Raw genomic sequence first — 21765 nt, 5'->3', positions numbered from 1 at the left:
AAGTTTATAGGGAAAATTCTTAAAGATTTTTCCCTATAACACATAATCAAACTTATTTTGCTGGAGTATCCGTTCCAGCTTTATCGTATTTATCTCTCTCTAGAAAATCTTGGAAAGATTCCTCTGGTATTGACACATTTTCCCTAAGCCTTAAAACCCTTTTAAAAGTTTCTTGTGCTTTTAATTTACGCAAAGACTCCGTTCCATCTGTCTCATAAACCTTAAAAACAGATTCACTATCAATATCAGAGTCTAAGGAAACGCTTAACTTATCATAAAGAACTCGAACATCCTTAACATAAAAAATAAAATTCTGCTCTTTTGAACTATGATATTTTGTAACTCTAAATGCCTTAAATCTCATCTTACTTGAGGCCAAAGGATAATTAGGAATATCATCTTTAACCATTCTAGAATTTACGACTGGAATATAGTTGGGATTTGACCACACTAAATCCGCCCAACCCTTAAATTTCAAAGTTCCTAAAGGATAAGCATACTCCATACCATTCATATCTTCAAATAAAACTTCAAGATCTACCTCATAACCCAAGCTGTAAACAGTTACCTTGACTTCTTTCATAGTCTTAACATTATCAATAAGACCCTTACCTAAAAACTGATTCCCATTCTCCCCAGAATAAAAAGGAATCTTAAACGGAGGCATAATCATTGCAGAAGCTTGAGAATGACTTGGAAATAATACTCGTACTCCCAAAATAGTATCACCCGCATACCTTTTAGAATCACTCTTAACAACAGCAGGAGCAACAATAGAATTTTTCACATAAGCCTGCATTCTTGCTGAAGGAGTCAATAAAACACTCCAATTATTTATTCCAAGATCCATTATCATGTCTTCCTGTTTAACAATACCCGAAGCACCAGAATAAACATAATCAACATAATTTGTAAGATCAAGCTTAGTTGGACTTGGATCTCTCGCGAGCTCAGAAAAATCAAGCACTAATTCTCCAGGCCCAGGCTCATTTTTCTGAGCACCATCCCCCGTCCCAGCCACTTCTTGTCCAAAAAGAGGATTAAACAGCATAAAAAACAATACAACATAAATAAAACCCTTTACTTTTGTCATAATAATTAACTCCTTCTCCAAAAAATCATTTAAAATTTCTCTTTTTTAATTACTTTTGAATAAAACATCTGAATTTGTCAAATCGTTACCCTTATCATGCAAAATATAACCCTCAATAAAAATAACAATTTTTCTAACATACCCAGGATAATTAAAATTAATTGTTTCTTTTAATGACCTAATAAACAAATTCACCCTAAGTTTATCAGAATCATAATAACCACCATTATCAAAAGAATCATAAAATTCCTTTGATAGATTTATAAAATATACATGATCACTCATAAAGGAATACAAAAGCTTTGTATTCCTTGTTCCCACCTTCAAAGAAACTCCCTTACTATTGCCCAACAGAAAATCTTTCACTAAAGAATCCAAGCTCCCTTTTAAAAATTTCTTCTCCTTTAAATATCTCAAATCATAAATCAAGTCATGTTCAGAATAAAAGTAGAACATCTTCCTAGAAAAGATACTATCATAATTTAAAAAAATCATGTATGAAGAAAATAAAAAACTCAAAAATAAAAGCACAGCTAGTGTTATAGTATATTTTTCTCTATTAAGACTAAGGAAATTGAAATAAATAAACCTACATTTTAAAAATGTATTTAACATACTATTTTTCATAAAATTCAATAAATTCAATTAAAGATTCGAGTATTAATATATTTACTTTACTCATGTAATTATAATCCAAAATTAACATTGCATCAGAAATATTTGATAAAAACCCAATCTCAACTAATACAGCAGGCATACTACTATTCTTTATTACAAACCATTGTTCCTCTCTAATGGATCTAATTTTAGTTTCATCTAAAGCATTTATAAAAATCTTATACAGAATTTCAGCTAATTTTTTTGATTCATACTTATATTTGATATCTAATATATCATTGAGTTCTCTTAAGTATCGATTATCTCTAATATCATATCCTTTCAAATTTCTAACCACTTCCCTTTTTGAATTTTGTGGAAGATACCAAAACTCAACTCCCCTAGCTTCAGGACTTGGTGCCTTATTTGCATGTATTGACAAAAATATTACATTATTTGGAAATTCTGGCTTAATTGCATTCGCAAACTCAGCCCTATCCTTTAATGGCACAAAAACATCATCTACACGTGTCAAGAAAATATTTCTGTCTAGGAAATAATTACTCAAGATCTTATACAAATGTATAGAATAAGTTAAAGCAAAGTCCTTTTCTAAAAGAGTAATGTCATGGCCATTTATATTATGAGTAACAACAGCTCCTCCATCATGCCCACCATGCCCAGGATCTACTACTATCGATGTTATTCTTGGCCTATTATAACTTTGCAAGGATTTAAAATGGTTTTCAATCTGCATCAAAGCCCTTTTGGTTATTAAGATCTCTCCTTCTTTTAACAGAATAGGATCTACGTAAATATAATAACCAATAGAGGAAAGACCATATTCAAATCCCACCTTAAATTTAAGGTGTCCCTTTACATGCTCAATAGTCAGAATATCACTTTCAATGCTAAAGTTAAACTTAAAGAATCTCCCATCAAGTACATCAAGGATATTAACATAATCAAACTCCTGAGCCTTCAAAATCGCACATAAAAAGATTAAATTAATCGATAATATTATTTTCCCAAAGCTCAATTGCACTCTTTAAGTCCCCTTTAAACCTTAAGCTATTCTTAGCAACCTCATGCTTTATTTCTCTGAATTCTCTGCTAAACTTAAAAGGATTAAGGCTATATCTTAAACATATTTTCAAAAACCTTAAAAACGAAAACTTAATCCCATTTCCAATAAAAATCGGAACATAATTTTTAAGCAAAAAAATCACAAAACTTCTATTCTTTGTTAAATCTTCTGGAAAATTTAAAGCAGTATATTGTATTCTAAGCTTCCTATAGATACATACACTTTCTCCGAAGTAAATGGCTCTAAACCCAAAATCTAATCTTTGGAAATATTCATTCTTAATTCTTCTATCAAAACCTCCCAGTTGAACAAACTTTTCTTTAGAGTAGAGACCACAATAATCCATAGTAACTAAAGTTTTCTCATAATCCTTTTCAGAATTTACTAAAATTACCTTCAATTTTTGCTGCTTATCAATAGTGGGAAGAAAAACTGAAGGAACAACCTCTTCATCTTTGTCAAAAAATTCCCCTCCAACAAGAAGCACACCCTTCCTGACTATCTCGTCGAATATATTAGGAATCCAAAAAGGATTTAATAAATACATATCACTTCTTAAAACAAAAACAAAACTACAACTTGATTCTTTCATTGCCAAATTGACCTTCTCTCCAGAATTCAAATCATCAGAAAGCAAAATAAACTTTAATTTATCATAGCTCTCTGAAAGCAACTGAAGGGAATTCCTATTGTTTTGCTTTTCAATGGAAATAATTTCTCTTATAAAATCAAAATTAGAGAGAAACTCAAATAAATCCTCTCTAAAAATTTTTGTACCTCTATTCAAAATCACAAAAGAGATTCCAAAAGTTGATCTTTGCACATAATTATTCTTAGACTGAATAACTGTATAAGAATAGTCATTATTTTTAAAATACATAAGCTTACTTTAAAAATCCTTATAATTAAACTATAATGGCTGCATGATAAGCACTAAAATGTTAAAAACAAGTATCTTAAACATTAATGGTTTTAAATATACCATACTTATTATTGTTTTAATACTTACGAGTTGCAAAGACCATAATGTAAATTATGACAAGAGAGTAAAAAAAATCCTTGATAGTAACAAAATTGAATATAGAATAGACAAAGAAAATGACTTTATTGTATTTAAAACCTTTAATGATACGCCAATACAGATAATCATCCGGTCAAAACTAAATTCATATCAAAACTCAAGAGTAAGAGAAATATTTGGAATTGTCGAAACATTTGATGTCAATTCAGATAGAATCCAAGAAATATCAGAATCTTTAATGAGTGACAGCTACAATAACCGAGTCTTAGGATCATGGGAAATTATCCATGATCCTGAAAGAGGCAATAATTCTCTAGCATACATCGTAAAAGCTGAAGAGAACGCCAAAGAAACGTTTTTACTTGATGTTCTTGAGGAAGTCGCAGCAACAATAGCTATTTTTAAAAAAGTAATCAATATTCCTAACGATACTAAAACTACCAATCTCACAAATATCCCAAGAGAAATTGAAAATGATACCTCAGGTGAGACCCAGGAAGAACACACAAAAGATCCAGCAGAGGAAGAACTTCGAAAAATAAAAGCCGAATAATTCATTCTACTTCCAAAGAATCAACATCAAAATTAAATTTCACCCTATTACCTATTTTGACTTTAAACTTAGAAAAAGATCCACTAGGTACCTCAAGAGCATACTTAACCTTATATTTAGAATTCACGCTTTTTTCCTCGAAAGGTATTAAACTATAAATTTCCTTAATAATACCTCCAGAGTCAATATAAGCAATTTCAAGTGGCACAGGCGTGTCTTTCATCCAAAACGATAAATTCCTCTCTTTCTTAAATATAAAAAGTATGCCATTATTTTCATCTATGATTTTTGTTCCCATATAACCTTTAGCTCTAGTAAGCTCATCGATCGCAAGCTTAACAAAAAACTTGGCATCATTAATGATAATCTCTTTGTCATAAACATGACTAGCCACACAGGATACACAAAAAATTAAAATAAAAAAAGCTAAAAAAGCTCTCAGAATTAACTCTCCTTATCGATATAAGATTTTAATGTCATTCTTAAAATATTACCATTTAAAGCAACAACAAAATCACCAACATCCCACAAATAATTAAAAGGAGCTACACTAGTAGCATCTCCAAATTTATCCTTAACACTAAGAAAGATAGAATATTGAGAAATCAACTTTTTATCAAAAACAAAAGTATAAGAATAAAGCTTATTCTTATCAAAATTAAAGTAAGCGTATCTTAAATGGCTCTTACCTTCAAATTTTAAAGTTTGAGTTTTAGCATAAGGAAATTCAACTTCTTCAACATCATAATAAAAAATAGAGTTTTGACGAACATTATTTTCTACGGATTCAATATTATCTCCAATCGCAAAAGATAAAAAAATAGAAAACAAATAAAAAACTGTAATCCCCACCTTAGCTTATCCTTAGTAAAAAAGAATATACATAAAAAGCAAAACCATTAAAAAACTTGAAAACAAATAAAGCATGACATTAATATTAATCCCAAAATTAAATATAGGCTTAAAAAGGACAATATCATCCCATGAACGCCTCACTCTCTGCTTTCTTTTAAAAGGAGCCTCTTTAAGTTCCTCAAAAGGGCTATAACTACATTTTGGACATCCCTCTCCAAATTCAGAAACAATACCCACATACTTACAACTGGGACACTCAATATCCCCCAATCTAGACTTACAATTAGGACATACAGATTTGTTAAGTCCAACCTTTTCCCTACATTGCTCGCAAAAAACTTCAAAACTTCCCTTTTTCAAACTATAATCCTTTAAGAAAAGCCTTAACAAAATACTTAAACATAGTATACATTAATTATAATCAAAAATATATCAATATCTAAAGGAAGGTTAAAATGAAATCAGGCTTTGTAGCAATAATAGGTAGACCCTCAACAGGAAAATCTACCCTCCTAAATTCAATATGTGGGCACCAAATATCTATTGTCTCATCAAACCCACAAACAACCAGAAACAAAATAAAAGGAATTTTTACAGACAAAAGGGGTCAAATTATTTTTATAGACACCCCGGGTTTTCACCTAAGTACAAAGAAATTCAATATAGCATTGATGAATAATGTATACTCCTCAATTACAGAAGTAGAACTAATCCTTTACCTAATTGATATCCAAGATGAACCTGGCACTGAAGAGCATGAACTATTGAAAATCATTAACAAATCCAGAGTTAATTTTTTAGTAGTCATAAACAAAATTGACATTAAAAAAACAAAAGAAAGAGAAATAATGCTATTTTTAGAAGAATCAGAAATAAAGAAAGAAAGTATTATAAAAATCTCTGCAAAGAATAAAATTAATATTGAAGAACTTAAAAACAAGATTTACGAAAATTTCAAAGAAGGACCTCTTTACTATCCAGAAGAATATTATACAGATCAAGAAATGAATTTGCGAATTAGTGAAATAATTAGAGGTATCACTATTAAAAAACTTAAAGAAGAATTACCATATTCCCTATACACAGAGATTGATACCCTAGAAGAGAAAAGAAACAAACTTTTCATTAGGGCAAATATTATTGTAGCTGGCGAGAGTCAAAAGGGTATCATTGTTGGCAAGGAAGGGAAAGGAATAAAAACAATTGGAGAAGAAGCAAGAAGCACAATATCAAAAATATTTAAGAAGAGATGTAATTTATTCCTACAAGTCAAATTAAAGAAAAATTGGAATAAAGAAACTAAAGTAATTAAAGCGCTAATAAATTAGCAAAAATCATACCTTCAAACAACACTCCTAAAACCTTGAAACAAAAAAAGTAGAGTGATAAAATTAACTCTTATAAGGGGTCAATTATGAAAACAGCTCACTGGGCGGATTTCTATGCAAAAAAAATCATAGAAGAAAAGGGCAAAAAAGAACAGTATACAGTTGCATCAGGAATTACTCCGTCAGGAACCGTGCATATTGGAAACTTTAGAGAAGTCATTTCTGTTGACCTTGTAGCACGAGCACTAAGAGATGCGGGTCATGTTGTAAGATTTATCTATTCTTGGGATAATTATGATGTATTTAGAAAAGTGCCAAAAAACATGCCAAAACAAGAATTACTTGAAACCTATTTAAGACAGGCCATAACAAGAGTTCCTGATACAAAAACTAATGAATCAAGTTATGCAAGAGCAAACGAAGTTGAATTTGAAAAATATTTACCCACTGTAGGAATTAATCCAGAATTTATAGACCAAAGTCTACAATACATGTCAAGTGCTTATTCAAGTCAAATTAAGTTCGCGTTAGATCATAAGGATGAACTAGCACAAGCCCTAAATGAGTATAGAACAACAAAGCTTGAAGATAATTGGTACCCTATTAGCGTTTTTTGCACTACATGCAACAAAGATACCACGACTGTCAGAGGATATAATCATTGTTATTCTATTGAATACTATTGTGAATGTGGGCATAAGGAATCACTTGATTTGAGAAAAACAGGGGCTGTGAAACTTCCATGGAGAATTGATTGGCCAATGCGGTGGAAATACGAAAGTGTTGACTTTGAACCTGCTGGAAAAGATCATCATAGTAGTGGCGGGAGTTTTGACACCTCAAAAAAAATTGTAAAAATTTTTGGAGGTGCTCCTCCTATAACATTTCAGTATGACTTCATATCGATCAAGGGACGTGGCGGAAAAATATCCTCATCATCTGGCGATGTTGTATCATTGAAAGATGTACTTGAAGTATATACTCCTGAGGTAACAAGATTTTTATTTGTAGCAACAAGACCTAATATAGAGTTTTCAATATCATTCGATCTTGATGTAATAAAAATCTACGAAGATTACGATAAATTTGAAAGAGTGTACTATGGAATTGATGAGATTAAGGAAAACAAAAAAGAAGCTTTTAGGAGAATTTACGAACTATCCCAGCCAAACTTGCCAGACAAAGATATTCCCTATCAAATTGGCTTTAGACATTTAAGCGTAATCTGTCAAATTTTTGAAGGAGACAAAGATAAGATTTTCAAATATTTAAATGATGTCAAAGAATCCCAAAAAGAAAAGCTTATAAATAAGATTGATTGTGCCCTTAACTGGGTAAGCAACTTTGCACCTGCAGACTTTAAATTTTCACTAAGGTCTAAATTTGACGACATTGAATCCCTAAAAGATGACAAACACAAGATAAAGCAATTATTAGATTTCCTAAAAAAAGACTTTGAAAATATAACTGAAAAAGATATTCAAAATGAAATTTATAATATCGCAAGATACAATAACATTGATCCTCCATTATTCTTTAAGCATCTTTACAATATACTAATCAATAAAAACAAAGGACCAAAATTAGCAGGATTTATTAAAACAATCGGTATCAACAAATTTGAAGAAATCGTAAAACACTATATTTAGCTTTAATATACAATTTAAAACAAAATATAAAGAGATCATTAAATCAGTATGACCTCTTTATACTAGTAGTCTCTAAATCACACTCTTTATTTTGCTCTGCCTTGATTAGCAACAGCCTCCATAGCAGCTTTTATCGTATCTTCATCACCTAAGTAATAGTGCTTAGTAGGTTTTAAATCTTTATCAAGTTCATAAACCAAAGGAATCCCAGTGGGAATATTGAGCTTTAATATATCATCGTCACTCATATTATCAAGATACTTAACAAGAGCTCTTAAAGAATTGCCATGAGCAGCAATAATGACCCTTTTCCCTTCAAGAACAGCCCTAGCAATTTTATCTGTCCAATAAGGAATAACTCTTGTAACAGTATCTTTTAAGCATTCTGTTGAGGGAAGCTCCTTCTTAGGAATTCCCCTATACCTCAAATCATGAATTGGATGACGCTTATCAGACTCTTCTAAAGACATAGGAGGAACATCATAACTACGTCTCCAGATTAAAACCTTATCATCTCCATACTTTGCAGCCGTTTCAGCTTTATTCAGCCCTTGCAAAGCCCCATAATGTCTCTCATTAAGTCTCCAAGATTTCTCTACGTTAATATAAGATTGCCCTAACTCACTCAAAATAATGTTTAAGGTATCATTCGCTCTTACCAAGACTGAACTGAAAGCAATGTCGAAAGAATATCCTTCTCGTTTAAGAACTCTACCACCCTCTAAAGCTTCTGAAATACCCTTCTCAGAAAGTTTAACATCAGTCCAACCTGTAAAAAGATTTTCCTTATTCCATTCACTCTCACCATGTCGCACTAAAACTAATTTGTACATAAAATCTCCTAAGCAATGTTTGCATTATCTAACAACACCTTACAATTATAAATTAGCACAAAACCTAATTAATGTTAATAGCATAATTATTATTAACTAATACCTCCAAATATAATTAATTTCAGATAATTTCATTTACAAATTAGCACTGTTAATTATATTACTCTTAATGATATAATACTCGTAAGTGTATAAGTAAGATAATTTGATCAAGGATAATCCATATGGAAGAGCAAAAAAAATTAGTTGCACAATACGCTATTGATCATTATGTAACAAATAACATGCATCTTGGAATCGGAACAGGAACAACCGTCTTTTATGCAATTAATTATTTAAGCGAAAAAATAAAATCAGGAGCTCTAGGGAATTTAAAGCTCTACCCAACAAGTAACGATACAAAATATCTACTTGCAAGAGAAGGAATTTCCTATGAATCTAGGTTTGCAAAATTTAGCAAAACCCTAGATATCACGATTGATGGTGCTGATGAAATTTTATTAGAAAAAAAAGCTTTACTAAAGGGCGGTGGAGCAGCTCATTTAATGGAAAAAGTAGTAGCTTACAATTCTGAAGAACTATTAATTATTGCAGATGAAACAAAAATTGTCGAAACTTTGGGAAAAAAAACATCTGTACCAATTGAAATTGCTAAAGATTCTCTTAAATTTATTATGGCCAGATTAGAGCGAATGAACTTTAATCCCGTTTTAAGATCTTGCAAACTTAAAGCAGGTCCAATACTCACCGACAATAATAACTATATCTTAGATGTAAAAATGAATATTGAAAACCCTGAAGGAGCTGAAAGATACTTCAAGCTGTTTCCAGGAATACTTGAAGTTGGCATTTTCAACCATCAAAATACCAAAATTATATATTATCAAAATGGACAAATTAAAGAAACTTAAAATTGACTTTAAAAGAATTGCTAAGTAAATATTCCCTAATCAAGTGAAGATAAAAATCCAATTTAAATCTTTCATACCCATTTAAATAAAGAATATTATTGCTAAAAATCACTTCTTTATTTAAGCTCAAAAGATAGTCAATAAATTTAACAAAATCTTCTCGATTGTATCTAAATCTACGCTCCAAAACAGAAATACTCAGCCCATCTCTGGTTCCAAGATTTGTCATAAAGTGAAAAATAAAAAAATCTAAATTGCTTATCATTTCAAAAGTTGCAGAAGATTTTTCACTCTCTAAAAAATTATCATCCTTCCTAATTAGGGCCGTAAATTCATTCCCACAGGTACCAATAAGTAAACTAACAGAATTCATCCCAAGACCTAAATATGGTTCAAGTCTCCAATATCTTAAATTATGCTTACTTTCGTGCCCCTTTAAAGCAAAATTTGAAATCTCATAATTTATATAACCACTAGATTCTAAAAAATCAAGAGCATAAAACCAAAAATCTTCAGCCTGATCCTCATCTTCACAAGAGGTATCACCAAAAAGATTCTTAATAAAATTCTTCTCATCAATTGAAATTTCTGAGAGACAAATATGCTCAGGAACAAATCCCACTAACCTTACTAAATCACGTTTAAGCTCCATTTTCTCTTGATAGGGTATTTGAATATTTAAATCAATATTCAAATCAAAATTAAACCTGCGAATATTATCAATCACGGCATTTACCTTTTTAAAAGACACCCTAGAAGCGCCCATAATTCCTAAAAATTTCTGAGAAAAGCTCTTTATATTAAGACTAATCCTACTAACAGAAAAATTATTTAAAATCCTTAAAAAAGAAGGTGTAACCCCTCTAGAATACACTTCGAAGGTAAACTCACTCAATTGAACAAGGTCAATACTCTCAGATAAAGAAGCTAAAAAAGACTCCAAATTAGCCTCATTAATGAAAGATAAATCTTTCTGATGTTTAATATAAAGAGTTCTAATTTTTGGATAACTCAAAGCCTCTAAATAACAATTCAACTCACTCAATATTTTATTTAAAAAAGAATACTTAAAGCAATTAGTAATATCAATATAAATACTTAAATCACTTAAGGGTAAAAAATTCACTCTCATGCAAACGGTCTTTAAAAAATTTAAGTTTCATTATAACATATATAGTGATAAAGTAGATTATAATGAATTAAAACCCTTCGACACAAAACAACAAATAAAAGCAAGAGGTTTTTAATGACTAAAGGGTACTATGACATACTTGGAATACGAAAAAATGCAACTACTGAAGAGATAAAAAAAGCCTACAAAAAGCTAGCTATAAAATACCATCCTGACAAAAATAAAGGAAATAAATTTGCTGAAGAAAAATTTAAAGAAATAAATGAAGCTTATGAGATTCTATCATCCCCTCAAAAAAAAGCCAATTATGATCATTTAGGAAATGCAGATTTTAGTACCAATCATAACAGAAAGCCTTTTGATAAAGGATTTAAAAGCACTAGTTTTGATTCTTTTGAAACTTTTGATTTCTTCTCTGATATTTTTGAAGGATCTACAAGAGGAATAATTAAAGATAAAGAGATAACAATTAATATTTCATTGTATGATGCTTATATGGGAGGGAAAAAATCAGCACTCATAAGCAATGAAAGAATTGAAATTAATATCCCAAGAGGAACAATAGAAACTACTAAATTAAAGATCAATGGAAAAGGAAATATCAATCCAATTTCTGGGAGGAGAGGCAACTTAATTGTAAAGTTCGCAATATCAAGTTATAAAAATTTTAACCTAAAGGGGAGAAACTTAGAAACAAAAATTAATGTATACCCATGGGAAATCGCTCTAGGAAGTGAAAAAATTTTTGAAACAATTGAAGGTAAAAAAATAAAGATAAGAATTCCAAAAGATATAAAAACAGACGAAACACTTAGCTTAAGAGGTCTTGGAATGCCAACACTTGGAAATACTATAGCAGGAGATCTTAGAGTTAATCTAATAATAGAAGTACCCAAAATAATTAATAATGAAGTAAAAACCCTTTATGAGAGATTAAAAGAAATATACAATTAAAGACTCTAGACAAATAAATGCTCAAAACTTTTCAAGTTCTTCTTCCATTCAAGATTAAGATCACTAAGTCTATTTATTTTAAGTTCATACTCTTTAATGCCTTCCTCAATGTTGCCAAAATTCTTATTCATATCTACTGAAAATTGAACAATATCACCCTGCCTAGGAGCAAGGGTAAAGAATGTAAATTTCCATCCCCCAGAATTTATGGTAGATATTATTCTTTTTTGAAAAACATAATCTGAAATTAATACAAGTTTTTGAAATTCTTTCCTGCGCAAATAAATAAATTCGTTCCACTCATTAAAAATAGCATCGGGTAGTTCATCTAATCCAATCTCAATAATATTATTTATTGATAAAAGAATGTGAAGTGTTTCTAATAAATTCAAATAATAGCTCTCAAAACATTGAATAGTAATATCTAATAAAGAAATCTTAATAATCAATTTAGATATATCGAGACTATGCTCTTTCATGATTTTTGATATTTTTTCTTTTGTATGTTCTATAATAAACTTTTTATGCGTATCTTTAATATGCTCGCTTATTTTAACCTGCTCTACTTTTTTATAATACTCACCAATTTCTTTATTGATTAAATCCAAATTATTATTATTAGCTTCATTGGAAAAGAAATCAAGTGTATTTGCAAGTCTTTCTAAAAATTCTTCCTGAATAAAAAAGGTAGCAATCTTTATACAAGAGTATGGAGTCTTACTCATTTTATCAAATCCTTCAATTTTTTGCTTAAGATCTACTCTGAAATTTAAATATCTAAGTTTATCTAAAAATTTATTAAAACCATCTTCATCATTCAGCAAAACCCCATATTCCAAGTCTAAAAACTCTGATTCTGGATAATATTTTTTTATTAGATTTTTAACAGTTACCAAAGTATCATCAAATATATTTTTATTAACATCTAAGCTCTCATTTGATTTTAAAGAATTACTAACAATCTTAATGATATCCTTATGAATTTTATCCAAAAATACAATCTTACCTTTAAGCAAATTAGCATCATTAATAAGGCTCGATTGTTCTTTATAAGAATAATAATTTATTAAACTATACCTAAAAATACTGAAATTTAGATGTTTTTGAAAGTCAAAAAACCTATAAAACCCCAACGATCCAAAATCAAAAAACTTCATATCATATATTATAACAAAACATTTATTTAATCTTTTTATAAAGACTTAAAAGAATAGGGGCTGCTATAAACATTGAAGAATAAGTACCAACAACCACACCTACCATAAATATTAAAGAAAAGTCCTTTATAGCGCCCTCAGTAAACACATAAATAGAGAGCACAGCAACAAATGTCGTAATAGATGTCAAAATAGTTCTTGACAGCGTTTGCTTAATACTTATGTTTACAACATTTAAGAATGAAGTTCCTGTAAGATTTCTAAAATTCTCTCTAATTCTATCAAAAATAATTATAGTATCATTTAAAGAATAACCAATAATCGTCAACATTGAAACAATGATTGAACTATTTATTTCTATCCTAAATATTCCTAAAAAAGCAACTACAAAAAATATATCATGCATTGTTGCAAATATTGACGCAACAGCATAACTCAACCTAAATCTTAAGGCCACATAACCTAAAATAAGTGCAAATGTTAAAAAAACCAATAACATCGATTTGCTCCTTAAAGTAGATGAAAAGCTTGAATCAATAAAATAAGAATCGAGAATTTCAACATTAGCTCCATACTCTGTCTCTAATCGAGCAATTAAAGTGCCTTGAATATCCTTTTTTAAGGCATAATCAGTAATATCTGACTTCACTCTAATAGAAAAATGGCTTCCAGAAAGCTCATTTGAAATAATTTCATTAACATCAAATGTTTTATAAACTGAGGATAGTATCCTTTTTATCTCATCATCTTTAATACCTAACTTATCTATTACCAAGTTAATATTAACTCCTGAAGAAAAATCTATCCCCCAATTATATCCACCATATTGCATAAAAGTATAAATAAAGCCCAAAAAAATCGCAAAAATACTAATTACTATAACTTTATTGCCATATTTTAAAAAATTAAACACTTTTTGCATACTTTGAACTCCAAGAGATACTTACAAATTTGCTCTTACTAAAAGAAACGATAAATTCCAAAATAAACCTTGAAAAGACTAAACTACTAAACAGCGATGCGACAATTCCTACAGACAAAGACCATGCAAAACCTTGAATGGTTCCCGTTCCAAGAAGAGTCAAAAAAAGCACAGCAATAAAAGTGGTAACATTTGAATCCATTATTGACCAAAAAGCTTTCTTAAACCCATCCTCAAAGGCTCTCTCAAATTTTCGACCATTTCTCATTTCTTCCTTAATCCGCTCGTAAATAATTATGTTAATGTCAACAGCCATACCCATAGTTAACACAAGGCCTGCAATACTTGTAAGAGTTAAAGTAAAGTTAAAGGCTGATAGAATCGCTAGTATTAATAATAAGTTATAAACCACCAATGAAAATCCTGCTACAAAGCCACTTACCTTGTAATAAATCAACATAAACAGAAAAACCAACACAAGCGCAAGTAAAGATGCTTTTATTCCACTCTCAACCGTCTTCTCTCCAACAGTAGGACCAATAACTCTAAGATCATCTATTTTTATTTCAACTGGAAAAGCCGCTGTTTTAAAAACAAGTGCCAACTCATTGGCTTCCTTTTTATCAAAAGAATCCCCTTGAATTGAAACATTTCCACCTGCAATAGCATAATTAATGCTCGCTACGGATTTAATCTTCCCCTCCATAACTACAGCCAAAGCTTTTCCGATATTCTTTTGAGTAAATCCAAAAAATTTCTCACTTCCTTCATTATCTAAATTAAATGTAACCATATCTCTACCGGTTCCATGGTCGCTAGAAACCCCAGCATCCCTAATATGGGTACCATCAAAAGAATTCCCAACACTAGAATCAACAACGTAATAACGAACCGCAGACTCATCATCAACACCATAAGCATCTTTAACATACCATGGAAAAATTTTCTTATTCTCCCCAAGTACCATGCTATCTCTAATATCAAAAATAGAGAAAAGAGGACCAGCTTCTAATATTTTAGAATTAAGCACAGAAGTAGACTCATCATCAACGACATAAAAAGTTAAATTGCCCTTGCCACTTAAAAGAGAATCAACGCGCTGTTCGTCCCTCTCCCCCGGAATATCTAAGAAAATTTTATTTCCACCCGCTTCTCTTGTAATCTTAGGCTCCGTAAGTCCAAAAGTGTCTACCCTCTCTTTCAGTATTTGCATAGTACGCTCAACCGATTCTTCTCTTTCTAAAGAACTCAAAGCTCGTCCCAATCTCTGTTCAAGACCTGAATAATCAAGCGAAATAGTAATACTCATGCCTCCAGACAAGTCAAGTCCAAGCTGTATTATTCTGTTCTTATTAAGCTTTATATTCTCATAGTATCTATAAATCTCAAGACTAAGCTCTTCAATATCAGAATCTGTCAAAAATCCATCCCGCAAAACCTTGACATTTAAAGACCTAGGGAAATCCTTTCCATAAATCTTATAGTTATTTTGTGCAACTGGAATCAAATACTTCAAATCATCTGGAATCTGGGCATCTGGATCTTTTTGATATAATTCTTTAAGTCTAACAAGAGAATCAAGAGCCCTCTTCTTAGAATGATCCTTTAAAGCTTCCTTTGAATATGAACTGATTCTCTTATCTTCATCCTCAGTAAAAAAATACCACTTCAAAGTAGGAGATATTAAAAGATAAGCAAAAGATGTTACAAATAATATTAATATAAATTTAGAGGCTTTATTCATTTTGGTACACCTTTAATATATGTTAATTTAAAATGTCATATTAATTGCTTTCTAACGCCTTAATTTTTATCTTCAATTTTTTCAGAAATCACTTTTTCAATTGAGGTTTTTATAAATTTTGCCTCAGAAGTTGGATTAAGCTCAAGCACAACCTCAGAATCACTAATCTTCTTGACAACCCCAAAAATCCCACCTATCGTTAACACCTTATCACCCTTTTTAAGATTTGCTATCATTTCCCGCTTTTTCTTTTCTTCTTTGCGCTGAGGAGATATTACTAAAAACCAAAATATAGCAATTACGGGGACAAAAACTAACAAGCTCCTAAAAAAACTACTACTATGGCTAAATTCTTGTAATAAAAACATAAAATCTCCTAACCTTTAAACATAAATAACTTTTATCTTAGCTATATCATCTGGATAGACTACCCCAAAGAGGAGCTTAAGCTCCTCTTTTTTACCATAATTAGATTTACTAATCTTATTATACCCTTCAATCAAATACTCAATGAGAGTATCATCATCTCTATAAAGAGCTCTACTAAAAGCACTTCTATAAAGTCCAAGCTCAAAAAGTTCTTCCACGCTCTTTCCTTTATGTTGCCTTAAGAGCTCCTTATCTATTATTGCCTTAGAGCCATCATATCCTATGCAAAACATAAACTCATTTTCACTCAAAATCTAGCTCCTTAACATTATAAGTATCTCAACTAAAGGAAAAATCCAAAGTCAAAACAACCTCACATCATTCCCATTCCAGGATCCATAGGATACCCTCCACCACTCTTTTCTTCCTTAACTTCAGTAATAGCACATTCCGTTGTCAAAAGTAGCCCCGCAATTGAAGCTGCATTCTGAAGGGCACTTCTTGTAACCTTGGCAGGATCAATAATACCACTATCAATCATATTTACCCATTTAAAATTAGCTGCATCAAAACCAAACCCTTTCTTTTCAGTTCTAATCTGATGAATATAAATAGAGCTTTCAAATCCAGCATTAGAGATTATTTGTCTCATTGGCTCTTCAAGGCTTCTCTTAACAATTTCAAAACCTTGCTTCTCCTCATAAGTAAGTTTACTTGTATCGATAGTATCAAGATATATCGCAACCTCAATAAGAGTTGTCCCACCACCAGGAACCACACCTTCCTCCACAGCAGCACGAGTCGCAGATAGAGCATCCTCAACTCTATGCTTTTTCTCCTTAAGCTCCACCTCAGTAACAGCTCCAACATTAATAACAGCAACCCCACCAACAAGTTTTGCCAAACGCTCTTGAAGCTTTTCTCTATCATACTCAGAACTTGTCTCTTCAATTTGCTTTTTAATAAGCTCCGTACGCTCTTTTATTTGCTCCTTATTTTCAGTATTGATAATTGTAGTATTATCCTTATCAACTTTCACTGATTTAGCTTGCCCAAGTTGTTCAAGTTCAACATTTTCAAGAGTAAGCCCCAACTCCTCACTAATAAGCACACCACCAGTAAGTATCGCAATGTCCTCAAGAATTGCCTTGCGTCTATCACCAAACCCAGGAGACTTAATAGCACAAACCTTCAAAGCTCCACGAACACTATTTAAAACAAGTGCAGCAAGAGCATCCCCCTCAATATCCTCAGCAATAATCAACAAAGGCTTATTTGTATTTAAAACCTTCTCAAGTACTGGCAAGAGTTCTTTAATAGTGCTAATTTTCTTCTCGCATATTAAGATATGAGCATCGTCAAAGGCTACACTCATATTCTCCTTATTTGTGGAAAAATAAGGAGAAAGATATCCTCTATCAAACTGCATTCCCTCAACATAAGAAATTGTAGTATCAAAAGTCTTTGACTCCTCAACAGTAATAACTCCATCTTTTCCAACTCTATCCATAGCCTCAGCAATTTTCTCACCTATCGAACTATCATTATTTGCAGAAATAGATGCCACCTGTGCAATTTCTTCCTTAGTGGTAATTTTCTTCGCGGATTTACGAATTTTATCAGCAGCCAAAACCACAGCATGATCTATACCCTTCTTAATCCCAATAGGATTAATTCCAGAAGAAACATTCTTAAGCCCCTCTCTTGCAATTGCATAAGCAAGCACCGTAGCAGTAGTAGTCCCATCTCCAGCCACATCATTTGTTTTAATAGCAACCTCTTTTAAAAGTTGTGCTCCCATATTCTCCAAAGAATTTTCAAGCTCAATCTCACGGGCAACACTAACTCCATCTTTTGTAACCGTAGGAGAGCCAAATTTCTTATCAATCAAAACATTTCTCCCCTTAGGCCCAAGAGTTACCTTCACAGCATTTGATAATTTCTCAACGCCGCTGAGCAAACTTTTTCTAGCATCTTCATTAAAATACATTTCCTTAGCCATAAATCTTACCCCTTTCAAGTATAAAAAATTAAATTTGAACCTAATATTATAAAGTTAGCATAAACTTCATATATATTACTATAAGAATATAAAATTTTTTCATTCATTAATCAAGACTAAAATTACAGAAAAGTCTAGACACTACTACAACAATAATTTGCTACAAAATAAACACCATTTTTACTAATCTAATATATACTTCTTATATAAAGACTTCTTATGTTGTTTAGAAAATTTAGATACTCCAAAACCTATATTGTTATTATCTCAATTACGGCATTTGCTGAAGGTAAATTATATTCTATCTTATCAAATGCGAAATATTTAATTGAAAATAAACATCTAAGCTATAAGATACATTGGACATTCCCAACATATTTTTTTGAAAAACTAAAATTAAATCCAGAACTACACGAATGGTTCTTTAAAAGACTTCAAAACAATGAAGATATTTATATCCCAAGCACATACAGTGGAAGCCCTCATGAATACATGCTACATGATGAAATACATGTAGATTTATATTGGGCTTTAAAGAATCCATTTAGTAGCGGTTACAAAGACCTATTTAAAGATACTCCGCCCATATTTTACATATACAACATGGAAAAAAGAAGAAAGAGAGTGCTTGAACTGTATAGGAAACTTAATTTTAACTACATAGAAGGAGTAAGATATGCAAGAAATAATAAAAAGTATTTAGTTTTTTATAAAAATAACTGCCAATTCCTATCAGAAATCCAAGAACCCGAAATACGAAAGAAAAACATAGGCACACTTATTTATTTTCATGAAATTAAAGATATTTATAACAATCAAGACTTAAAGAACTTTCTACTATCTTTAAAAGAACTAGATACCAACTTTTACAGCACGAAGATACAAAATCTAGAAGGCATAAAAATAGCCACAGAACTCTTAGAGATCCCAGAGTTTAACTCATTAAAAGATCAAGGATTAATATTACAATTTCAAAACAAAAGACTAAAAGAATACCAAATAAATGAAAATTCACTAAAGGAATTTTTAATTAATAAAAATTTTGAAAATCATTTAACAAACTTAGAACCTATTACAAGTAAAAATCTTGAATACAACATGGAAGGCAATTTTACATTATCCCATGAAAAATATCATGTGAAATTCGAAGCAGGAAAGCTGAGTAAAATAAAACACAAAGAGAGAAATGCTGAATTTCTAGATTCTTGCAAAACTTACCTCAAATTTTCATCAAAAAAAGATATCACCCTAGAACCAGCTATTGAAAGTTCTTTCTCATTTTCAAATGAAAATATTTTAGGAGTTAGGCAATACTTAAATTTCGATACACAAGAAAAATCAATACTTGATTTTTTTCTAGATGAAAGTCTGGCAAGCTTTTTTATATCAATCAAAATAGTATGGCCCTCTACTCTGACTTTTGACAATAAAAATCTAAAGATAGGTAATATCAATGATTTACTTGAATATTCAAGTTTAGAGATACCTATCTTCGAAGTTGACAAAGGAACATACTTGAAAATTACTGCACGATACAATGACTCTGACACTTATGAAAAAATCATTGAAACCAAAAAAGATATTAAAGGATATATTAATGGCACAGAATTTTTAATATCTAAGGGAAGCGATCAAAGCAGCAACTTCTTTATCAGTTTCTTAAATATTGAAAAATATATTATATATACGATCAATTATAAAATTGAAAAAAGAAGCTCTAAGAGATGGTTCATCTTAAATATAGGAGGCTCTTACAATAGAGTAAAATCTGAGGATTTGAAAAATTATTCTTTGAGTTTAAATCTATTATTGCTCCCAATGAATAATAATTTCGACAATAAAATAAAGATAAATTCAAAAATAAAAAATCTACTCTTTTATCCAAACATAAAAAAGATGAAAATAAATAGCCATCAGTAGTAAAATATTGCTAAATCGTTATAGAATTATTTTTATAAGGACATTAAAGTACTTAATCTTAAACAATAAAGGGTATTATATGAATAACAACACTATAGAAGTACACTCCACTTTGGAAAAAGTGGGAATTACTAATGACCCTGTCTTGCTAAAATCATTAACAACAGAGTTAGGAATGAAAGCCTCTCATTCAAGGAATAGAATAATTTTACACATAGCGTCAAATCCAAAAGAATATTTTACAGCAAAAGAAATCTACAATAAGCTAATCAAAGAAATACCAAGTTTATCAAAAGCAACAGTGTATAATACACTAAATATCCTCAAAGAACGCCATATCCTTAAAGATATAAAAACGACTGACCAAAAAGAAACAAGATTTTATCTAAGTTTGTCTTCTACAATAGCTCACTTTAAATGCAATCAATGCAATCAAGTTTACCCTATACAACTTGATGACATAAAAGATATTCTGAAAGACAAACTTGGCGAAGCATGGAAAACTAAATCTATTGAAATCATTTACTCAGGAGCATGTAACAACTGCTGCCAGAAATCTCAAAAAGATCAAAAAGAAAATCTTAACGCGCATTATGACTCTAACCACAAGGGAAACAATTTATGAATGTCAAAAATGCCATTTTCATCTTTATCTTCTTACTTCTTTTAATAATAATGGGACCAAGAGTAAAATCTAAGAATGAATTTACAAAAATCAAAATCCCGGATAAACTTGAAGATCTTGATCAATACTTACTTACTGAGGAATCTAAGTTTAACCTAGAAAACAATACAATAAAAGAAATTATATGGAATAGACACAAGGAAAAAACAGAATACTCGGTAGTATACATTCATGGATTTGGGGCATCCAAAAATGAAATTTACCCTGTTCCACACAACATCGCTAGAGCATTGGGTGCAAATAGTTTCTACACAAGACTTAAGGGACATGGAATTGCCGACAAGGATGCATTTAAGGGTGTTAAGACCGAAGACTGGCTTCAAGATATCGATGAGGCTATTCAGATTGGAAAATTAATAGGAGAAAAATTAATAATTATTGGAACCTCTAATGGTGGAGCTTGTGCTATTTGGGCATCACAACGCTACTCAAGCGAAATACACTCTGTTGTTTTAGTGTCACCTAATATTTATCCTAAAGACAGAAGAACAAACTTAATCTACTATCCTTGGGGACGACAAATTGCATATCTCATAACAGGTGGATACAAAAAATCTGAGATAAGACAAAAAAAACGAATAGAACATAATGAGATTAAAAAATTCGATTCAAAAATACAACAAGTCGATTCAATAATTGCCATGATGGGTCTTGTTAAGTTAATCAATCTACATAGATTTGATAATATGTACATACCCATAACAATAATCTACTCACCTTGCGATCCTACGGTGGACTCTGAGGGAATAAGTCAATTTATAAACGAGTATAAAGGGGAAAAACAAGTAATGCCTATGATTCTTCTTGAGAGTACTCACTCTCATGTTCCTGCAGGAAATGCTAGCTACAGAAGTGCCCAAAATACATCTTACTTAACAAAATATGCAGTTGATTTTATCAAAAATATCAAATAGGTAAGTGGTATACAGTAGCATACCACTTATTCAAAAAAA

General features: G+C 30.8%; 23 protein-coding genes. 8 read left to right on the top strand and 15 right to left on the bottom strand.

The window, feature by feature from the left end; translation table 11 throughout:
* Positions 1–52: 52 nt before the first annotated feature.
* The 4 genes from CR532_RS03495 to CR532_RS03480 are packed head-to-tail and all read right to left on the bottom strand — an operon-like array spanning position 53 to position 3657.
* On the bottom strand, positions 53–1093 hold the full coding sequence (locus tag CR532_RS03495; RefSeq protein WP_108729419.1) for a flagellar filament outer layer protein FlaA: 1041 nt from the start codon (positions 1091–1093) through the stop codon (positions 53–55).
* 45 nt (positions 1094–1138) lie between these two features.
* Positions 1139–1720 (bottom strand): flagellar filament outsheath protein, encoded by a 582-nt coding sequence (locus tag CR532_RS03490; RefSeq protein ID WP_199911307.1) that lies wholly within the window; start codon positions 1718–1720, stop codon positions 1139–1141.
* Positions 1710–2714 carry an N-acetylmuramoyl-L-alanine amidase family protein gene (locus CR532_RS03485; protein WP_375537740.1) on the bottom strand — a complete coding sequence of 335 codons (1005 nt, stop codon included), beginning with the start codon at positions 2712–2714 and terminating at the stop codon, positions 1710–1712. Before CR532_RS03485 ends, CR532_RS03490 begins: the two co-directional genes overlap by 11 nt.
* Entirely contained in the window at positions 2698–3657 is a 960-nt protein-coding gene (locus CR532_RS03480) for a hypothetical protein (RefSeq protein WP_108729417.1), read from the bottom strand. The genes CR532_RS03485 and CR532_RS03480 overlap by 17 nt, the downstream gene beginning before the upstream one ends.
* A 43-nt stretch (positions 3658–3700) precedes the next feature.
* On the opposite strand from CR532_RS03480, the gene CR532_RS03475 reads away from it, so the two are divergent.
* The gene (locus CR532_RS03475) at positions 3701–4351 is read left to right on the top strand and encodes a hypothetical protein (RefSeq protein WP_108729416.1); all 651 of its coding nucleotides are present in this window, start codon (positions 3701–3703) and stop codon (positions 4349–4351) included.
* 1 nt (position 4352) lies between these two features.
* Here CR532_RS03475 and CR532_RS03470 read toward each other — a convergent pair whose 3' ends face one another.
* From CR532_RS03470 to CR532_RS03460, 3 genes are read right to left on the bottom strand one after another with little or no spacing between them, the layout of a single operon-like run.
* Positions 4353–4796, bottom strand: a complete 444-nt coding sequence (locus CR532_RS03470) for a DUF192 domain-containing protein (protein WP_108729415.1) — start codon at positions 4794–4796, stop codon at positions 4353–4355.
* Positions 4796–5203, bottom strand: coding sequence for a hypothetical protein (locus CR532_RS03465; protein WP_108729414.1), 408 nt, complete (start codon positions 5201–5203; stop codon positions 4796–4798). Before CR532_RS03465 ends, CR532_RS03470 begins: the two co-directional genes overlap by 1 nt.
* 12 nt (positions 5204–5215) lie before the next feature.
* Positions 5216–5566, bottom strand: coding sequence for a hypothetical protein (locus CR532_RS03460; RefSeq protein ID WP_108729413.1), 351 nt, complete (start codon positions 5564–5566; stop codon positions 5216–5218).
* A 95-nt stretch (positions 5567–5661) separates the two neighbouring features.
* Here CR532_RS03460 and era point away from each other — a divergent pair, with 95 nt between their 5' ends.
* The gene (era, locus tag CR532_RS03455) at positions 5662–6534 is read left to right on the top strand and encodes a GTPase Era (RefSeq protein ID WP_108729412.1); all 873 of its coding nucleotides are present in this window, start codon (positions 5662–5664) and stop codon (positions 6532–6534) included.
* A gap of 86 nt (positions 6535–6620) precedes the next feature.
* A complete protein-coding gene (gene lysS, locus CR532_RS03450; protein ID WP_108729411.1) occupies positions 6621–8183 on the top strand; it encodes a lysine--tRNA ligase in 1563 nt (520 codons plus the stop codon).
* 86 nt (positions 8184–8269) lie between these two features.
* Here the strand turns inward: lysS and gpmA are convergent, their stop codons facing one another.
* On the bottom strand, positions 8270–9016 hold the full coding sequence (gene gpmA / locus CR532_RS03445; protein ID WP_108729410.1) for a 2,3-diphosphoglycerate-dependent phosphoglycerate mutase: 747 nt from the start codon (positions 9014–9016) through the stop codon (positions 8270–8272).
* A 224-nt stretch (positions 9017–9240) separates the two neighbouring features.
* Here gpmA and rpiA point away from each other — a divergent pair, with 224 nt between their 5' ends.
* On the top strand, positions 9241–9927 hold the full coding sequence (gene rpiA / locus CR532_RS03440) for a ribose 5-phosphate isomerase A (RefSeq protein WP_108729409.1): 687 nt from the start codon (positions 9241–9243) through the stop codon (positions 9925–9927).
* Here rpiA and psgB read toward each other — a convergent pair.
* The gene (gene psgB / locus CR532_RS03435; RefSeq protein ID WP_234416420.1) at positions 9914–11059 is read right to left on the bottom strand and encodes a HemN-related non-iron pseudo-SAM protein PsgB; all 1146 of its coding nucleotides are present in this window, start codon (positions 11057–11059) and stop codon (positions 9914–9916) included. The genes rpiA and psgB overlap by 14 nt on opposite strands.
* A 114-nt stretch (positions 11060–11173) precedes the next feature.
* On the opposite strand from psgB, the gene CR532_RS03430 reads away from it, so the two are divergent.
* Positions 11174–12013, top strand: coding sequence for a DnaJ domain-containing protein (locus tag CR532_RS03430; protein WP_108729408.1), 840 nt, complete (start codon positions 11174–11176; stop codon positions 12011–12013).
* A 5-nt stretch (positions 12014–12018) separates the two neighbouring features.
* On the opposite strand, the gene CR532_RS03425 is transcribed toward CR532_RS03430, so the two are convergent.
* From CR532_RS03425 to groL, 6 genes are all read right to left on the bottom strand, one after another.
* The gene (locus tag CR532_RS03425) at positions 12019–13170 is read right to left on the bottom strand and encodes a hypothetical protein (protein WP_108729407.1); all 1152 of its coding nucleotides are present in this window, start codon (positions 13168–13170) and stop codon (positions 12019–12021) included.
* A 22-nt stretch (positions 13171–13192) separates the two neighbouring features.
* On the bottom strand, positions 13193–14092 hold the full coding sequence (gene secF, locus CR532_RS03420; protein WP_108729406.1) for a protein translocase subunit SecF: 900 nt from the start codon (positions 14090–14092) through the stop codon (positions 13193–13195).
* Complete coding sequence (secD, locus tag CR532_RS03415) at positions 14076–15836, bottom strand: protein translocase subunit SecD (protein ID WP_108729405.1); 1761 nt, start codon at positions 15834–15836, stop codon at positions 14076–14078. Before secD ends, secF begins: the two co-directional genes overlap by 17 nt.
* A gap of 59 nt (positions 15837–15895) precedes the next feature.
* A complete protein-coding gene (gene yajC, locus CR532_RS03410; protein ID WP_108729404.1) occupies positions 15896–16204 on the bottom strand; it encodes a preprotein translocase subunit YajC in 309 nt (102 codons plus the stop codon).
* 15 nt (positions 16205–16219) lie between these two features.
* Entirely contained in the window at positions 16220–16516 is a 297-nt protein-coding gene (locus tag CR532_RS03405; RefSeq protein ID WP_108729403.1) for a hypothetical protein, read from the bottom strand.
* A 62-nt stretch (positions 16517–16578) separates the two neighbouring features.
* Positions 16579–18207, bottom strand: a complete 1629-nt coding sequence (gene groL / locus CR532_RS03400) for a chaperonin GroEL (RefSeq protein ID WP_108729402.1) — start codon at positions 18205–18207, stop codon at positions 16579–16581.
* Between the two features lie 222 nt (positions 18208–18429).
* On the opposite strand from groL, the gene CR532_RS03395 reads away from it, so the two are divergent.
* The 3 genes from CR532_RS03395 to CR532_RS03385 all read left to right on the top strand — a co-directional run bounded on the left by CR532_RS03395 (position 18430) and on the right by CR532_RS03385 (position 21726).
* A complete protein-coding gene (locus CR532_RS03395; RefSeq protein ID WP_199911325.1) occupies positions 18430–20127 on the top strand; it encodes a histidine kinase in 1698 nt (565 codons plus the stop codon).
* A 79-nt stretch (positions 20128–20206) separates the two neighbouring features.
* On the top strand, positions 20207–20752 hold the full coding sequence (locus tag CR532_RS03390; RefSeq protein WP_108729400.1) for a ferric uptake regulation protein: 546 nt from the start codon (positions 20207–20209) through the stop codon (positions 20750–20752).
* On the top strand, positions 20749–21726 hold the full coding sequence (locus CR532_RS03385) for an alpha/beta hydrolase (RefSeq protein ID WP_108729399.1): 978 nt from the start codon (positions 20749–20751) through the stop codon (positions 21724–21726). The genes CR532_RS03390 and CR532_RS03385 overlap by 4 nt, the downstream gene beginning before the upstream one ends.
* The last annotated feature ends 39 nt before the right edge of the window (positions 21727–21765 follow it).

Source organism: Candidatus Borreliella tachyglossi, assembly GCF_003076595.1.
Classification (GTDB): domain Bacteria; phylum Spirochaetota; class Spirochaetia; order Borreliales; family Borreliaceae; genus Borrelia; species Borrelia tachyglossi.
This window is presented reverse-complemented; position numbering and strand designations above follow the sequence as displayed.